At 77.4% G+C, this 12,955-nt stretch carries 13 protein-coding genes; 5 read left to right on the top strand and 8 right to left on the bottom strand.

The window, feature by feature from the left end; genetic code table 11:
• Nucleotides 1-57 precede the first annotated feature (57 nt).
• The 3 genes from J0910_RS05950 to J0910_RS05940 all read left to right on the top strand — a co-directional run bounded on the left by J0910_RS05950 (nt 58) and on the right by J0910_RS05940 (nt 2,498).
• A complete protein-coding gene (locus J0910_RS05950; protein WP_420157513.1) occupies nt 58-687 on the top strand; it encodes a maleylpyruvate isomerase N-terminal domain-containing protein in 630 nt (209 codons plus the stop codon).
• 149 nt (nt 688-836) lie between these two features.
• Nucleotides 837-1,421, top strand: a complete 585-nt coding sequence (locus J0910_RS05945; protein WP_420157512.1) for a DUF6069 family protein — start codon at nt 837-839, stop codon at nt 1,419-1,421.
• 138 nt (nt 1,422-1,559) lie between these two features.
• Nucleotides 1,560-2,498 (top strand): beta-ketoacyl-ACP synthase III, encoded by a 939-nt coding sequence (locus J0910_RS05940; protein ID WP_420157511.1) that lies wholly within the window; start codon nt 1,560-1,562, stop codon nt 2,496-2,498.
• Between the two features lie 103 nt (nt 2,499-2,601).
• On the opposite strand, the gene J0910_RS05935 is transcribed toward J0910_RS05940, so the two are convergent.
• Nucleotides 2,602-4,251 (bottom strand): ATP-binding cassette domain-containing protein, encoded by a 1,650-nt coding sequence (locus J0910_RS05935; protein WP_420157510.1) that lies wholly within the window; start codon nt 4,249-4,251, stop codon nt 2,602-2,604.
• A 169-nt stretch (nt 4,252-4,420) separates the two neighbouring features.
• Here J0910_RS05935 and J0910_RS05930 point away from each other — a divergent pair, with 169 nt between their 5' ends.
• Together J0910_RS05930 and J0910_RS05925 are read left to right on the top strand one after the other, a co-directional pair.
• A complete protein-coding gene (locus tag J0910_RS05930; RefSeq protein WP_420157509.1) occupies nt 4,421-5,071 on the top strand; it encodes a TetR/AcrR family transcriptional regulator in 651 nt (216 codons plus the stop codon).
• A gap of 530 nt (nt 5,072-5,601) precedes the next feature.
• Nucleotides 5,602-6,405 (top strand): siderophore-interacting protein, encoded by an 804-nt coding sequence (locus J0910_RS05925; protein WP_420157508.1) that lies wholly within the window; start codon nt 5,602-5,604, stop codon nt 6,403-6,405.
• 515 nt (nt 6,406-6,920) lie between these two features.
• Here the strand turns inward: J0910_RS05925 and J0910_RS05920 are convergent.
• The 7 genes from J0910_RS05920 to paaA all read right to left on the bottom strand — a co-directional run bounded on the left by J0910_RS05920 (nt 6,921) and on the right by paaA (nt 12,846).
• Nucleotides 6,921-8,156 carry an AGE family epimerase/isomerase gene (locus J0910_RS05920; RefSeq protein ID WP_420157507.1) on the bottom strand — a complete coding sequence of 412 codons (1,236 nt, stop codon included), beginning with the start codon at nt 8,154-8,156 and terminating at the stop codon, nt 6,921-6,923.
• Between the two features lie 503 nt (nt 8,157-8,659).
• Nucleotides 8,660-8,839 carry a hypothetical protein gene (locus J0910_RS05915; protein WP_420157506.1) on the bottom strand — a complete coding sequence of 60 codons (180 nt, stop codon included), beginning with the start codon at nt 8,837-8,839 and terminating at the stop codon, nt 8,660-8,662.
• Between the two features lie 92 nt (nt 8,840-8,931).
• Nucleotides 8,932-10,041 carry a 1,2-phenylacetyl-CoA epoxidase subunit PaaE gene (gene paaE, locus J0910_RS05910; RefSeq protein WP_420157505.1) on the bottom strand — a complete coding sequence of 370 codons (1,110 nt, stop codon included), beginning with the start codon at nt 10,039-10,041 and terminating at the stop codon, nt 8,932-8,934.
• 15 nt (nt 10,042-10,056) lie between these two features.
• Nucleotides 10,057-10,533, bottom strand: a complete 477-nt coding sequence (gene paaD, locus J0910_RS05905; RefSeq protein ID WP_420161899.1) for a 1,2-phenylacetyl-CoA epoxidase subunit PaaD — start codon at nt 10,531-10,533, stop codon at nt 10,057-10,059.
• Between the two features lie 233 nt (nt 10,534-10,766).
• Nucleotides 10,767-11,579, bottom strand: coding sequence for a 1,2-phenylacetyl-CoA epoxidase subunit PaaC (gene paaC / locus J0910_RS05900; RefSeq protein WP_420157504.1), 813 nt, complete (start codon nt 11,577-11,579; stop codon nt 10,767-10,769).
• Nucleotides 11,576-11,857: a 1,2-phenylacetyl-CoA epoxidase subunit PaaB gene (gene paaB / locus J0910_RS05895; protein ID WP_420157503.1), complete on the bottom strand. Its 282-nt coding sequence runs from the start codon at nt 11,855-11,857 to the stop codon at nt 11,576-11,578. Before paaB ends, paaC begins: the two co-directional genes overlap by 4 nt.
• A gap of 14 nt (nt 11,858-11,871) precedes the next feature.
• The gene (gene paaA, locus J0910_RS05890; protein WP_420157502.1) at nt 11,872-12,846 is read right to left on the bottom strand and encodes a 1,2-phenylacetyl-CoA epoxidase subunit PaaA; all 975 of its coding nucleotides are present in this window, start codon (nt 12,844-12,846) and stop codon (nt 11,872-11,874) included.
• Between the last annotated feature and the right edge of the window lie 109 nt (nt 12,847-12,955).

Here is a 12,955-nt window from a genome sequence, read left to right as displayed (position 1 = left end):
GGGCCGGCCGGGAAAACCCGTGGGCGCCGGCGGTCCCGGCGGCCTAGAGTTCCGCGCATGCCTGATCGCACTTCTTCCTCCCCCGCCGCCTCCTCCGACGACCCCCGGGAGGAGTGGGCCGCGCTGCTGGAGCGGTCGGTGGCCGCCTGCGCGGCCGCGCTGCGCCGCGGGGCGGACGCCGACTGGAGCGCCCCCGCCGGCGGCCTCGACTGGACCTGCACCGCGACCGCGGTGCACGTCTGGGACGACATGTTCGGCTACGCCACCCAGCTGACCGGCCGGCGCACCGGCGGCTACGTCGCCTTCGAGGTCGTCGCGGACGACGGCGTCACCCCCGAGCAGCTGGCGCAGGGGCTGGAGGCCTCCGGCGGCGTGCTGGCCGCGGCCGTCCGCACCACCCCGCCCGAGGTGCGCGCCTGGCACCCCTACGGCGACGCCGGGCCGATCGGGTTCGCCGCGATGGGCATGGTCGAGGCGCTGGTGCACACGCACGACATCGCCGCCGGGCTGGGGCTGGAGTTCACCCCGCCCGAGGAGCCGGTGGCGCGCGCCCTGGCCCGGCTCTTCCCGCAGGCGCCCGGCACCGGCGACCCGTGGGCGGAGCTGCTCTGGTGCACCGGCCGCGGCGCCCTGCCCGGCCGCGCGGCCGTGGAGGGCGCCTGGCGCTGGCGGGGCGAGGGCCCCTGACCCCTCCCCCGCCGCGGACCGGTTCCCTCCCCTCGGCGCCCCTGTGACCTGCCCCGGCCCCTGCTCCGCCCCGCCCACCGGCGGTTATCGGCGCCGCCCCGGGGTATGGGCCGGGTGACCGGATTCGGCTCCGTATCGGGGGGTACGGCATGAGCGGTTACCGGGGCGCCCGCGCCGTCGACGCCTCCCGGCTGTGGTCCGGGGGGATCGCCACGGCGATGGTCGCCGCCCTGTCGATCCCGGTCGCGACGCTCGCCGTGCGCGGCGTGCTGGGCGTCCCGGCGCTCGCCCGCGGGGAGGCGGGCGAGTTCGGCGACCTCGGTACCGCGCTGCACGCGGTGCTGGCGGCCGCGGCCGCGCTGGCCGCCACCGCCCTGCTCCACCTGCTGCTCACCGCCGCCCCCCGGCCGACCGCCCTGTTCCGCTGGATCGCCGGGGCCGGTGCGGCGGCCGCCGCGCTGGTCCCGTTCGCCCTGTCCGGGCCGCTCTCCGCGCAGCTCGCCGCCGCCGCGGTCAACGCGGTCACCGGGGCGGCCGTCGTCTTCCTGCTGGCCAGAGTGGGGGCGGGCGCGCTCCGCCCGGCGCCCGCCGGCCCCGCCGACCGGGCCGCCTCCGAGGAGGAGGCCTACCGCAGCGGCTACCGGGACGCCGTCTCCGATCGGCCGCGCCGCCGGTACGGGGGGCGGCACCGCGCCTACGACCCCGGCGCACCGATCCGGCCGGACCGGGACTGAACCGGTCCGCACCCCTGCGCCCTGGGATCACATGATCCTCCCGAAGTGCGGTTTTCTTCTCGCCGCCGCTTGTGCGACTGACCGGTAACACTGAGACTGGCGTCGCTCACAAGGCCGAAAAAAGCGGGGGATAGACGGATGACCGGGTCGCGGATCAGCGCGCTGGGCCATTACCAACCCACCAGGGTGCTCACCAACGACGACGTCGCCCGCCTCACCGACACCAGCGACCAGTGGATCCGCAGCCGGGTCGGCATCCGCACCCGGCACGTCGCCGCCCCCGAGGAGACGGTGGACGAGATGGCCGCGCACGCCGGCGCCAAGGCGCTGGCCAACGCCGGGCTGGAGCCGGGCGACGTGGACATGATCGTGGTCGCCACCTCCACCGCGGTGGACCGCAGCCCGAACATGGCGGCCCGGGTCGCGGCCCGGCTGGGCGCCCCCTCCCCCGCGGTGCTCGACGTCAACGTGGTCTGCTCCGGCTTCCCGCACGCCCTGGCCACCGCCGACCACGCGATCCGGGCCGGAGCGGCCCGGACCGCCCTGGTGATCGGCTCGGACAAGATGACCGACGTGGTCGCCTGGGAGGAGCGCTCCACCTCGGTGCTGGTCGGCGACGGCGCCGGCGCCGCCCTGCTCACCGCGGCCGAGGAGCCGGAGGTCGGCCCGGTGCTCTGGGGCTCCTTCCCCGAACTGGGCGAGGCCGTCCGGATCGGCGGCACCCCGACCCGGTTCGTCCAGGAGGGCCAGGCCGTCTACCGGTGGACCACCACCCGCCTGCCCGAGCTGGCCCGCGCCGTCTGCGAGCGCTCCGGCGTCGCCCCCGAGGACCTCGGCGCGGTCATCCTGCACCAGGCCAACCTGCGCATCGTCGAATCCATCGCCCGCTCCCTGGGCGCGCCCCGCGCGGTCGTCGCCCGCGACGTCGCCGACTCCGGAAACACCTCGGCGGCCTCCATCCCGCTCGCCTTCTCCAAGCTGCTGGAGCGCGGCGAGCTCGAAGCCGGCTCCCCCGCCCTCCTCTTCGGCTTCGGCGGCAACCTCTCCTACGCGGGCCAGATCGTCCGCTGCCCCTGAGCGGGACCGGACTCGCGGCCGCCTCCGGCGCGGAGGCGGTGCCCCCGGCCGAGGGCGGGCCGGGGGCGGACGGGGCCGTCCGGCGCCGGCCGCCCCCTTCCCGTCAGCCGGCCCCGGCGGAGTCCTCCGGGGGGAGCCCCGGGCGGGTGCGCCAGCGGCGGGTGGTGCCGATGTCGCGGAGGAACGCCTCGTCGTGCGAGGCGACGAGGAGTGCGCCCCGGTAGTCGGAGAGCGCCTCGGTGAGCCGGGCCGCACTGTCCAGGTCGAGGCTGTTGGTCGGCTCGTCCAGGATCAGCAGCCGCGGGGCGGTGTCGGCGAGGAGCACCCGGGCCAGGGCGACCCGGAAGCGCTCGCCGCCGGAGAGCGCGCCCGCGGGCAGGTCGGCCCGGTCGCCGCGGATGAGGAACCGGGCCAGGCCGGCGCGGATCGCCTGCGGGGAGGCCGAGGGGGCCGCGGCGCGCACGTTCTCCAGCACGCTGAGCCGGTCGTCCAGCAGGTCGAGGCGCTGCGGGAGGTAGCCGACCCGGGAGGTCACCCGGACGACCTCCGTCCCGGCCGGGCGGACCGGGGGCTCCCCGCCCCGGGCCGCGGCGACGACCGCGCGCAGCAGGGTGGTCTTGCCCGTCCCGTTGCCGCCGGTCAGCGCGATCCGCTCCGGTCCGCGCAGGTGCAGCCCGCGCTCGCCGGCCGCCAGGACCAGGACGTCCTGCCCCGCCGGCGCCTCGGTTCCGGGGAGGGCGATCCGGATGGCGTCGTCGTCGCGGACCGCCTCCTCCGCGGCGGTGAGCTCCTCGCGGGCCCCCTCCAGCCTGGCCTCCTGCATGATCCGGTGCTTGCCGGCCGCGACCTGGGCGTCCCGCTTGCGCTGCTTCATCACCACCTTGGGCTCGCGCTTGGTCTCGTACATCTTGCTGCCGTACCGGACCCGCCGGTCCAGCTTGATCCGGGCCTCGGCGAGCTGGCGCTTCTCCTTGCGCACGCCGGCCTCGGCGGCCCGGACCGCGCGCCGGGCGGCCTCCTGCTCCTCGGCCAGCCGCTCGGTGTAGTGGGTGTAGCCGCCGCCCCACATCCGGATCCGGCCGCCGCGCAGTTCGGCGATCCGGTCCATCCGGTCCAGCAGCTCGCGGTCGTGGCTGACCACCACGAGCGCGCCCGGCCAGGAGCCGACCGCCTCGCAGAGCAGCTCGCGGGCGCGGCGGTCCAGGTTGTTGGTGGGTTCGTCGAGCAGGGTGAGCGCGGGCCGGCGCAGGATGAGCCCCGCGATTCCGGCCAGCACCGCCTCGCCGCCGGAGAGCGTGCCGACGGTGCGGCCCAGCGGGTCCGGGCCGTCGAGGGCGATGCCGAACCGGGCCAGCTGGGCGAGGGCCCGCTCCTCGATGTCCCAGTCGTCGCCGACCGCGGCGAAGTTCGCCTCCGAGGCGTCGCCCGCCTCGATGGCGCGCAGCCCCGCCAGGGCCGGTGCGATGCCGAGGAGCCCGGCGACGGTGCGGCCGGTGTCCAGCGGCAGGGACTGGTCGAGCAGCCCGGTCCGCTCCGGGGCCGAGACCGCGCCCGCCTCCGGGCGCAGCGCGCCGGAGACCAGTTTGAGCAGCGTGGACTTGCCGGACCCGTTCCGGCCGATCAGGCCGGTGCGCCCGGTCTCGAAGACCGCGTCGAGCCGGTCGAAGACGGGGGTGCCGTCCGGCCAGGCGTAGCCGACTCCGGTCAGGACCGCGGCGTGCGGGGCGTGCGCGGGGTTGGGCGCGTTGGACAAGCGGGGGCCTCCTCGAGGGTGAGCGGAACGGTGCGTGCGGCGTTCGGACGGCGGTCCGCCCTGATCGGCAGGCCCACGGTGATCACCCCTTCGAGAAGGAACTAGTGCGACTGATGTCGCGCTAAGGAGGGTCGCACACCCCGCCCTCAAATGCAACTAGAGTCGCACTATGACTTCCGAACCCGCCGGGACCGCACCCGCTCCCGACACCGCCGAGAAGAGCCGCCGCCCCGGCGGCCGCACCGCCCGCAACACCGCGGCCGTACTCGACGCGACCCTTTCCGAACTGGGAGAACACGGCTACGCCGGGCTGAGCGTGGACCGCGTCGCGGCCCGCTCCGGGGTGCACAAGGCGACGGTCTACCGCCGCTGGGGCGGCGTGGACGGCCTGCTCGCCGCGGCCCTGGAGCGCTCCGCCGACGACGGCTGGCGGCCGCCGGAGACCGGCTCGCTCCGCGGCGACCTGGCCGCGCTCGCCCGCGAGGTCGCCGAGGGCTTCACCGGCGGCGGCGAGGGGGCGGCGATCGCGAGCGCCTGCATCGCCGCCTCGTTCCAGTCGCAGGCGGCCGCCGACGCCCTGCGCGCCTTCCTCGCCGGCCGGCTGGCCCGCTGCGCCGAGGCGGTCGCCGCCGCCGAGTCCCGCGGCGAGGTCCCGCCCGGAACCGACGGCGCCGACGTGGTCCGCGCCGCGATCGCCCCGGTCTACTACCGGCTCTTCCTCAGCCGCGAACCGGTCTCCGCCGAGGACGCGCTCCGCTACGCGCACGCCGCCGCCGACTCGGCCCGCTCCGGGGCCTTCACCGGGGCGGGCGGCGGCTGACCGGGCCCCGGTCCCCGGCAGGAGGGCCCCGCCCCCTCCGCCGGGCACGCCGCCGGCCCGGGGCGTACGGCGGCGGGGGCGCCGCCCGGACGCGGGACGACCGGCGGACCGGAAGGGCGCCGGCCGGCGCTCCACCGGACGATCGGGCCATGATGTGCGCGGCCCGCCCCCGGGGCGGCTCGCCGGACCCGGCGGATGCGGAGGCCCCGGCCCCGCCGCCCCGCCACGGCGCGCACCGGTGCGTCCGGCGGCCCCGCCGGGCGCAACGGGCCGGCCGCCGGGCAGCCGGTCCGCTCCGCCGCTCGCCGTGCGCCCCGCCGTCTGCTTTGCGGCGGGAGAGGCACCGGCCGAGGACCGCTCTTTGCGCGATCGGTTAAGTAAGCCTTACCTTAAAGGCCGTGTCCCGGTGCGGTCCACGCCGCCCCGCTCCGCCGAGCGCGCCGTGCCCGCCCGACACGCAGGCCCGAACACGCGGCCGGCCCCGCCGGAGTCCGGCGGCGGAGCGGAACCACAGGCGAGGAGCGACGCACATGCCCACGGAGAGCGCGGCGGACCACCGGACCGAGGAGCGCGCCCGCGCCGTCGAAGCGGAGGTCGCGGCCAACCGGCGGATCGCCGAGCACATGACCCGGGTGACGGTCGCCGGGGAGGCCCTCGCCGACCCGGAGCGCTTCCCCTTCGACGGCCCCGACCAGCTGGTCCGCCTCCTCTTCCCCACCAGGGAGGGGGTGCTCAGCCTGCCGCGCACCGCCGACTGGTGGAAGGAGATCCAGGCGATGGACGAGAGGGCCCGCCCCTCCGTCCGCAACTACACGGTGCGCGGCCTGGACCGCGGGCGCCGGGAGCTGGACATCGACTTCGTGCTGCACGGCGACACCGGGCCGGCCTCGGCGTGGGCCGGGCGCGCCCGGCCCGGCGACCGCATCGGCCTGATCAGCGACGGCGCCCGCTACGCGCCGCCCGCCGACGCCGACCGGCTGCTGCTCGTCGGCGACGAGACCGCGCACCCCGCGCTGGCCTCGATCATCGAGGGGCTGCCGGACGGCGCCCGCGCCCTCGCCCTGCTGGAATCGGCGCCGGGCAACGCGCCCGAGCTGCCCGACCGCCCGGGGGTGGAGCGCATCCACCTGGACCCCGCCCCCGGCGCCCCCTCCGGCACCGCCGTGCTGGACCTGCTGGCCCGGACCCCGCTGGCCGGGCACCGCCCCTACGCCTGGGTGGCCGGCGAGTCCGCCCTGGCCACCTCGGTCCGCCGGCACCTCGTCGCCGACCGGGGCGTGCCCAAGGACCGGATCTACTTCTGCGGCTACTGGCGCCGCGGCCCCCGCCACTGACCCCGGTCCGGAGCGCCCTCCGCAGAGCACGGCGCCGGCCGGTCCGCAGGACGGGCGCGACCGACCGGACCACCGCGAGCCCTGGCCGCGCCCGCCCGGTTCGGCGCGCTCCGCCACAGGCGGCCCGGACGCGGCGCACACTCCCCGCGCCCGCGCCCCACGCCCGCAGGCGCCTGCGGCGCAGCGGCTCGGCGCCGGGCGACAGGGCCGCGCCGTGAAGACGGCCCCCTCCCCACCGGGACGACCAGGAGGACAGGCCCGGCCGGACCACCGCGAGCCCGGACCTCACCCGCCCGCCCGGTTCCGGGCCTGCCGCAGGCGCCCTGGGAACGCACGCTCCGCGCCCCCGCACCGACGCGGGCACCTGCCGCGCAGGGGCCCGGCACCGAGAGCGGGACCGCCCCGCGAGGACGGCGGCCCCTCCTCCGCCGGGCCGACCGGGGGACGGGAGCGCCCGGAGCGTGCCCGGCGGCAGGGCGCGGACCGGCCGGCGGTGAGGCGGCCCGGTCCTCGCGTCAGCCGGCGGCCTCGGGGTGGTCGCGCAGGTGTGCGGCGGCCGGGCCGGGGGGCAGGGTGGGCAGGACCACCGCCTGGTAGGCGTGGTACAGGTCGGGCTTGCCCTCCCAGACCGTCGAGGACGGGGCGTTGGACGGGTCCAGCTCGTGGTGCCAGCCGCCGTGCTCGGTATCGACCAGGTGCAGCCGGATGTAATCCCACCAGGTGCGGTACCACCGCTCGTAGCGCGGCTCACCGGTGCGCCGGCCCAGCGCCGCCGCGGCCAGCACCGCCTCGGCGGCGACCCAGTGCATCCGCTCCCGCACCACCGGCCGGTCCTGCCAGTCCAGGGTGTAGATGAAGCCGTCCGCGCCGTCCACCGCCCACCCGTGCTCGACCGCCAGGTCGAACAGGTGCCGCGCGTCGGCGAGCAGCCAGCCCGGGGCGCCGCCGCCCAGCTCCGCCTCCAGCTCCACCAGCAGGCGGGCCCACTCCAGCCAGTGGCCCACCGTGGTGCCGTAGGGGCGGAACCGGTCGCCGGGCGCGTCGGCGTTGTACTCGGGGAGCACCCGCCAGTCGGCGGTGAAGTGCTCGGGCAGCCGCCAGCCGTTGCCGGCCGTGGCGGTGTGCACGAGGAACTCGGCGATGTGCAGCGCGCGGTCCCGCCACCGGGTCTCGCCGGTGGCGCCGGCGGCCGCGAGGAACGCCTCGACCAGGTGCATGCCGGAGTTGGCGCCCCGGTAGTCCTCGCAGGCGGTCCAGGTGCGGTCGAAGGACTCCCGGCCCAGCCCGGTCTCCGGGTCGAGGAAGCGGGCCTCGACCACCGACAGCGCCTCCGCGAGCAGCTCCCCGGCGCCGGGGCGGCCGGCGGCGGCCGCCGAGGCGGCGCCCAGCACGACGAAGGCGTTCACGTAGGCGTTCTTCGCCGCGTCCCCGGGGACACCGCCGTCCGGCGCGGCCTGGGCGTACCAGCCGCCGTGCTCGGCGTCGCGCAGCACGCCGAGCAGCCCGTCCAAGGCGTGGTCGGCCAGCGCGCCGGCCCCGGGGATCCCGCGCAGATGGGCCAGAGAGTAGACGTGCGCCATCCGCCCGGTGATCCAGGTCTCGGCGGGCCCGGGGCCGGGCCGCCCCCGGGCGTCGAGCGCCCCGAACCCCCCGCCCGGCAGCGCGGCGGCGGCGCCGAAATCCAGCAGCCGCAGCTCCTCGCGGCGCAGCCAGGCCCGGTGTCCGGCCAGCTCGGCCCATCTGGGTTCCATCCGTTCGACCTCGTTCCGTCCGAAGGTGCAGGGGGCGCGCCGCGGTCCGGTGCACCGCGCCTGCCCGGCATCGTCCCGCCGCCCCGCCCGCGCCGTCCACCTCCCGGCTCCGGGTGCCTCCGGTCGAGCGGACGGACCCGCTCCGGCGGGGCCCGGTGCCGACCGCGCGGAGGGATCGGACGGAGCGGAGCAGGCCGGAGCGGTGCTCCGCGTCGAGGGTTCCAGGAGCCCGGGCGGCGCCCCCCGGAGGCCGGGAAGAGCGGACCGCCCGCCGTCGGCGCCCCCCGCCGGCCGTTCACGGGCGCGGTGCCCGGGGCCGGCCACGGGCCGAGCCGGACGGCGGGGCCGACCGGCACGGGCGCGCCGCACCGGGACGGCGGTCCGGCCCTGGTGACCGGGTGAGACAAGGGCCGGGGCGGATCCGGCACCGGGCGGGCGCGGCGAGCCGGGCACCCGCCGCCCTCACCGGGGCCCTCCGGGGCCGGTACCGGCGGCGGAACCGGTCAGCGGAGAGGCCCCCGCTCGGCGGAGACCCGCTCGGCCGCCTCGCCGGGGGCCTGCGGCACGGTCCCCCCGGACCCCTCCTCGCGCAGCGCCTCGGCGAGGGCGCGGCGGACCGCGGCGTACGGCTCCCCGGCGTGCGCGGCCCGGGTCCGCTCGGCCGCGCGCCTCTTCCCGGCCATGGCGGCCGCCCGCTCCGGCCGGGCGTCCTCCCGGGCGCCCCGCTCCGCCGGCGCCCCCGCCGGTGCGGGGCGGCGCTCCTCCCGGCCCGGAGTCAGGCGTCGTAGTCCACGGTCACCGCCTCCGACGTCGGGCGGGACTGGCAGGTGAGGATGTAGCCGGCCGCCAGTTCCGCCGGCTCCAGGGCGTAGTTGCGGGGCATGTCGACGGTGCCTTCGCAGAGCCGGGCGCGGCAGGTGCCGCAGACGCCGCCGCGGCAGGCGTAGGGGGCGTCGGCGCGGACCCGGAGCGCGGCGCTGAGCAGCGGTTCGTCCGGGCCGGTGTCGACGGCGGTGGTGCGGCCGTCCAGGGTGAAGGCGAGCCGGGTGGAGGCGGTGGGCCCGTCCGCCCCGCGGCGGCGCGGGGGCGGGGCGTCCTCCTCGACGTGGAAGAGCTCGAAGTGGATCCGCTCGGCGGGGACGCCGCGCCCGGCGAGGTCGGTGCGGACCGCGTCCACCAGCTCGAACGGGCCGCACAGGTACCAGTGCGCGACGCCGGCGGCCGGGCCGATGGCGGTGAGCAGCGCGCCCAGCTTCTCCGGGTCGACGCGGCCGCTGGTCAGCGGGGCCTCGCCCTGCTCCCGGCTGAGCACGTTGAGCAGCTGGAACCGGGCCGGGTGGACGTCCTTCAGGTCGCTCAGCTCCTCCAGGAACATCACGTCCCGGGCGGTGCGGTTGGCGTAGACCAGGGTGAAGGTGCTCTCCGGCTCCTCGCGCAGGGTGGTGGCGATGAGCGAGAGGACCGGGGTGATGCCGCTGCCCGCGGCGATCGCGACGTGGGTGCGCGCCTCCTCCGGGCGGAGCGGGACGTTGAACCGGCCCAGCGGCGGCATCACGTCCACGGTGTCGCCGGGCTCCAGCCCGTCGTTGGCGAACGCGGAGAACGCCCCGCCCTCCAGCCGCTTCACCCCGATGCGCAGCGGCCCGTCCGGGGCGGGCGAGCAGATCGAGTAGTTGCGCCGCACCTCCTCGCCGCCGAACACCCTGCGGACCGTGATGTGCTGGCCCTGCTCGAAGCGGAACTCCTCGGCGAGCTCGGGCGGGACGTCGAAGGTGACGGCGACGGCGTCGTCGGTCAGCCGCTCCACCGCGGCGACGGTCAGCGGGTGGAAGACGCCCCTGCGGCGGGCGGGCGCGGCGCCCCGCCCGTGGGTTGCTGCGGTCATGGCTCCCTGTTCCGGCTAGAGCGGCTTGACGTGGTCGAACGGTTCGCGGCAGGCGTCGCAGACCCGCAGGGCCCTGCACGCGGTGGAGCCGAACCGGCTGAGTTCGCGGGTCCGCGTGGAGCCGCAGCGGGGGCAGCGCACCGAGAGCGGCACCATGACCGCGCCGGCGGCGGGGGCCCGCCCGGTCGGCGGGGCGATCCCGTGCTCGGCGAGCTTGCGCCGGCCCTCCTCGGTGATCAGGTCGGTGGACCACGGCGGGGAGAGGACCGTGCGCACCTCGGCGCCGGTGTGGCCGTGCGCGGCGAGCCGGCCGCGGACGTCCTCCCTGATGGCGTCCATCGCCGGGCAGCCGGAGTAGGTCGGGGTGACCTCCACCACCGGCCGGCCGTCCGCGCCCCACCGGACGGCGCGCAGGATGCCCAGGTCCTCCAGGGTGAGCATGGGCATCTCCGGGTCGGGCACCGAGGCGGCGATCCGCTCGATCTCGGCCAGCTCCCCGCCGCCTCCGGGCCCTGCGCCGGGCCCGCCCCGCTCCCGGTCCCGGTGCGGGCCCGGCTCCGCGGCCGGGGCCCCGACCGCCGCGGGCAGGTCGGGCGCGGCCGGACGGCGCCCCGCGCCGGCCGGCTCCCCCCGCTCCTGCGCGGTACGGCGGGGCCCGCCGCCGGCGCCCGCGAACGGCGCCCCCGCGGCCCCGGGGAGGCCCGGTGCGGCCGGGCGGGGGCCGGTCACCATGTCGCCCCCGGGTGGGAGCGGTGGATGTGCTGCATCTCGGCGAGCAGGTAGCCGAGGTGCTCGGTGTGCACGCCCTGGCGGCCGCCGAGGCCGGCCGGGCCGGTGATCCGGACGGCCTCCGGGCGGTGCAGCCCGGCCTCGGCGAGGACGCCGTCGACGAACGCCTCCCAGCCGGGCAGGAGCGCGGCGGGGTCGGCGCCGACGCCGGCCGCGGCGACGGTGCGGGTGACCGCGTCCGGGGTGAACAGCTCGCCGGTGTAGGGCCAGCAGGCCTCCAGCGCGGCGGCCATCCGGTCGCTGCTCTCCTCGGTGCCGTCGCCGAGCCGGACCGTCCACTGCGCGGCGTGGTCGCGGTGGTAGGCGACCTCCTTGACCGCCTTGCCCGCGACCCCGGCGACGGTCTCGTCCGCCGAGTCCTGCAGCGCGGTGTACAGCTCCAGGGCGTAGCCGGAGAAGAGCAGCTGGCGGGCGACGGTGTGCGCGAAGTCGGTGTTGGGCAGCTCCACCAGCCGGGCGTTGCAGAACTGCCGCTCGTCGCGGAGGAACGCCAGGTCGTCCTCGGTGCGCAGGACTCCGGTGAGCTGCTCCTCCAGCCGGCCCGCGTAGTCGAGCAGGACGCGCGCCTGGCCGAGCAGGTCCAGGGCGATGTTGGCGAGTGCGACGTCCTCCTCCAGCTGGGGGCCGCGCGCGGCCAGCTCGGCCAGGCGCTGGGAGGCGATCAGCGCGTCGTCGCCGAGGCGGAGCACGTAGGCGGCGGTGGCGGTGTCCACCTCGGCCTGCGGCACGCCGTTCTCGTTGCCGCTCACAGGTGCTCCACCCCCTCCGGGACCGGGTAGAAGGTGGGGTGCCGGTACACCTTGTCCTCGGCCGGGTCGTAGAAGGACCCCCGGTCCTCCGGGGCGGACGCGGTGATCCGCTCGGCGGGGACCACCCACACGCTCACCCCCTCCTGCCGGCGGGTGTACAGGTCGCGCGCGTTGCGCAGGGCGTGCTCGGCGTCGGCTGCGTGCAGGCTTCCGACGTGCACGTGCGACAGCCCGCGCCGCGCCCGGACGAAGACCTCCCACAGGGGCCAGTCGGTCATGTCGGTGCCCTCCCTCAGGCCGCTTCTCCGGCCGCGCGGCGCGCGGCCTGCTTGGCGGCGTGCGCCTGCGCCGCCTCGCGCACCCAGGCGCCGTCGGCGTGCGCCCTGCGCCGGTGCTCCAGGCGCTGCCGGTTGCACGGCCCGCCGCCCTTGAGGACCTGCTTGAACTCGTCCCAGTCGGGGGTGCCGAAGTCGTAGTGGCCGCGCTCGGCGTTCCAGGCGATGTCCGGGTCGGGCAGGGTGAGCCCGAGCGCCTCGGCCTGCGGCACGATGATGTCGACGAAGCGCTGCCGCAGCTCGTCGTTGGTGAACCGCTTGATGTTCCAGGCCATGGACTGCTCGGAGTGGGCCGACTCGGCGTCGGGTGGGCCGAACATCATCAGTGAGGGCCAGTACCAGCGGTCCACCGCGTCCTGGGCCATCCGGCGCTGCGCCTCGGTGCCGCGGGCCAGCACGTGCAGCGAGTCGAAGCCCTGCCGCTGGTGGAAGCTCTCCTCCTTGCAGATGCGCACCATGGCGCGGGCGTAGGGGCCGTAGGAGCAGCGGCACAGCGGCACCTGGTTGGTGATCGCCGCGCCGTCCACCAGCCACCCGATGGCGCCGACGTCGGCCCAGGTCAGGGTGGGGTAGTTGAAGATCGATGAGTACCGCTGGCGGCCCTCGTGCAGCAGGTCGAGGAGCTCCTCGCGGGAGACGCCGAGCGTCTCGGCGGCGCTGTAGAGGTAGAGGCCGTGCCCGGCCTCGTCCTGGACCTTGGCGATGAGCACCGCCTTGCGCTTGAGCGAGGGGGCGCGGGTGATCCAGTTGCCCTCCGGCTGCATGCCGATGATCTCGGAGTGGGCGTGCTGGGCGATCTGCCGGATCAGGGTGCGGCGGTAGCCGTCCGGCATCCAGTCGCGGGGCTCGATCCGCTCGTCGGCGGCGATCATCCCGTCGAAGCGCCGCTGGGCGTCGTGCGCCCCGGGGGCGGCGGGCGCTTCCGTCGTCATCGCTGGTCCTCTCCTGTCGGCATTACCGACCGAACGTTCAGTTAGAAATTACCCCGCGGGGGAGGGCGGGTCAACGCCCCGCCCTCCCCCGGCGGCGCCCCGGGCCCCG

This window comes from Nocardiopsis oceanisediminis, from assembly GCF_048595525.1.
Classification (GTDB): Bacteria; Actinomycetota; Actinomycetes; order Streptosporangiales; family Streptosporangiaceae; genus Nocardiopsis_A; species Nocardiopsis_A oceanisediminis.
This window is presented reverse-complemented; position numbering and strand designations above follow the sequence as displayed.

What these genes read in the sequence shown, in the direction of transcription:
- J0910_RS05950 (WP_420157513.1), top strand. Translation starts at nt 58, where the DNA reads ATGCCTGATCGCACTTCTTCCTCCCCCGCCGCCTCCTCCGACGACCCC.
- J0910_RS05945 (WP_420157512.1), top strand. Translation starts at nt 837, where the DNA reads ATGAGCGGTTACCGGGGCGCCCGCGCCGTCGACGCCTCCCGGCTGTGG.
- J0910_RS05940 (WP_420157511.1), top strand. Translation starts at nt 1,560, where the DNA reads ATGACCGGGTCGCGGATCAGCGCGCTGGGCCATTACCAACCCACCAGG.
- J0910_RS05930 (WP_420157509.1), top strand. Translation starts at nt 4,421, where the DNA reads ATGACTTCCGAACCCGCCGGGACCGCACCCGCTCCCGACACCGCCGAG.
- J0910_RS05925 (WP_420157508.1), top strand. Translation starts at nt 5,602, where the DNA reads ATGCCCACGGAGAGCGCGGCGGACCACCGGACCGAGGAGCGCGCCCGC.
- J0910_RS05920 (WP_420157507.1), bottom strand. Translation starts at nt 8,156, where the DNA reads ATGGAACCCAGATGGGCCGAGCTGGCCGGACACCGGGCCTGGCTGCGC.
- J0910_RS05915 (WP_420157506.1), bottom strand. Translation starts at nt 8,839, where the DNA reads ATGGCCGGGAAGAGGCGCGCGGCCGAGCGGACCCGGGCCGCGCACGCC.
- paaE (WP_420157505.1), bottom strand. Translation starts at nt 10,041, where the DNA reads ATGACCGCAGCAACCCACGGGCGGGGCGCCGCGCCCGCCCGCCGCAGG.
- paaB (WP_420157503.1), bottom strand. Translation starts at nt 11,857, where the DNA reads ATGACCGACTGGCCCCTGTGGGAGGTCTTCGTCCGGGCGCGGCGCGGG.
- paaA (WP_420157502.1), bottom strand. Translation starts at nt 12,846, where the DNA reads ATGACGACGGAAGCGCCCGCCGCCCCCGGGGCGCACGACGCCCAGCGG.